The 1541-nt window shown below is 52.8% G+C and carries 1 rRNA gene; it reads right to left on the bottom strand.

What is annotated here, in order from left to right:
• A 16S ribosomal RNA gene (locus NCG91_RS27795) occupies positions 1-1531 on the bottom strand.
• Positions 1532-1541: the final 10 nt, after the last annotated feature.

Below are 1541 nucleotides of genomic sequence, written 5' to 3'. Positions count from 1 at the left end.
AAAGGAGGTGATCCAGCCGCACCTTCCGATACGGCTACCTTGTTACGACTTCACCCCAGTCACGAATCCTACCGTGGTAAGCGCCCTCCTTACGGTTAAGCTACCTACTTCTGGTAAAACCCGCTCCCATGGTGTGACGGGCGGTGTGTACAAGACCCGGGAACGTATTCACCGCGACATGCTGATCCGCGATTACTAGCGATTCCAACTTCATGCAGTCGAGTTGCAGACTACAATCCGGACTACGATACACTTTCTGCGATTAGCTCCCCCTCGCGGGTTGGCGGCGCTCTGTATGTACCATTGTATGACGTGTGAAGCCCTACCCATAAGGGCCATGAGGACTTGACGTCATCCCCACCTTCCTCCGGTTTGTCACCGGCAGTCTCATTAGAGTGCCCTTTCGTAGCAACTAATGACAAGGGTTGCGCTCGTTGCGGGACTTAACCCAACATCTCACGACACGAGCTGACGACAGCCATGCAGCACCTGTGTACTGGTTCTCTTTCGAGCACTCCCCAATCTCTCGAGGATTCCAGCCATGTCAAGGGTAGGTAAGGTTTTTCGCGTTGCATCGAATTAATCCACATCATCCACCGCTTGTGCGGGTCCCCGTCAATTCCTTTGAGTTTTAATCTTGCGACCGTACTCCCCAGGCGGTCTACTTCACGCGTTAGCTGCGTTACCAAGTCAATTAAGACCCGACAACTAGTAGACATCGTTTAGGGCGTGGACTACCAGGGTATCTAATCCTGTTTGCTCCCCACGCTTTCGTGCATGAGCGTCAATCTTGACCCAGGGGGCTGCCTTCGCCATCGGTGTTCCTCCACATATCTACGCATTTCACTGCTACACGTGGAATTCTACCCCCCTCTGCCAGATTCTAGCCTTGCAGTCTCCAATGCAATTCCCAGGTTGAGCCCGGGGATTTCACATCAGACTTACAAAACCGCCTGCGCACGCTTTACGCCCAGTAATTCCGATTAACGCTTGCACCCTACGTATTACCGCGGCTGCTGGCACGTAGTTAGCCGGTGCTTATTCTTCAGGTACCGTCATTAGCAAGAGATATTAGCTCTCACCGTTTCTTCCCTGACAAAAGAGCTTTACAACCCGAAGGCCTTCTTCACTCACGCGGCATTGCTGGATCAGGCTTTCGCCCATTGTCCAAAATTCCCCACTGCTGCCTCCCGTAGGAGTCTGGACCGTGTCTCAGTTCCAGTGTGGCTGGTCGTCCTCTCAGACCAGCTACTGATCGATGCCTTGGTAGGCTTTTACCCTACCAACTAGCTAATCAGATATCGGCCGCTCCACGAGCATGAGGTCTTGCGATCCCCCACTTTCATCCTTAGATCGTATGCGGTATTAGCGTAACTTTCGCTACGTTATCCCCCACTCCAGGGTACGTTCCGATATATTACTCACCCGTTCGCCACTCGCCACCAGAGCAAGCTCCGTGCTGCCGTTCGACTTGCATGTGTAAGGCATGCCGCCAGCGTTCAATCTGAGCCAGGATCAAACTCTTCAGTTTAATCTCTGTT

It is taken from the genome of Janthinobacterium kumbetense (assembly GCF_023703445.1).
In the GTDB taxonomy this organism is placed as follows: Bacteria; Pseudomonadota; Gammaproteobacteria; order Burkholderiales; family Burkholderiaceae_D; genus Janthinobacterium; species Janthinobacterium kumbetense.
Note: the sequence above shows the minus strand (reverse complement) of the source record. Positions and strands in the feature narration are given on the sequence as shown.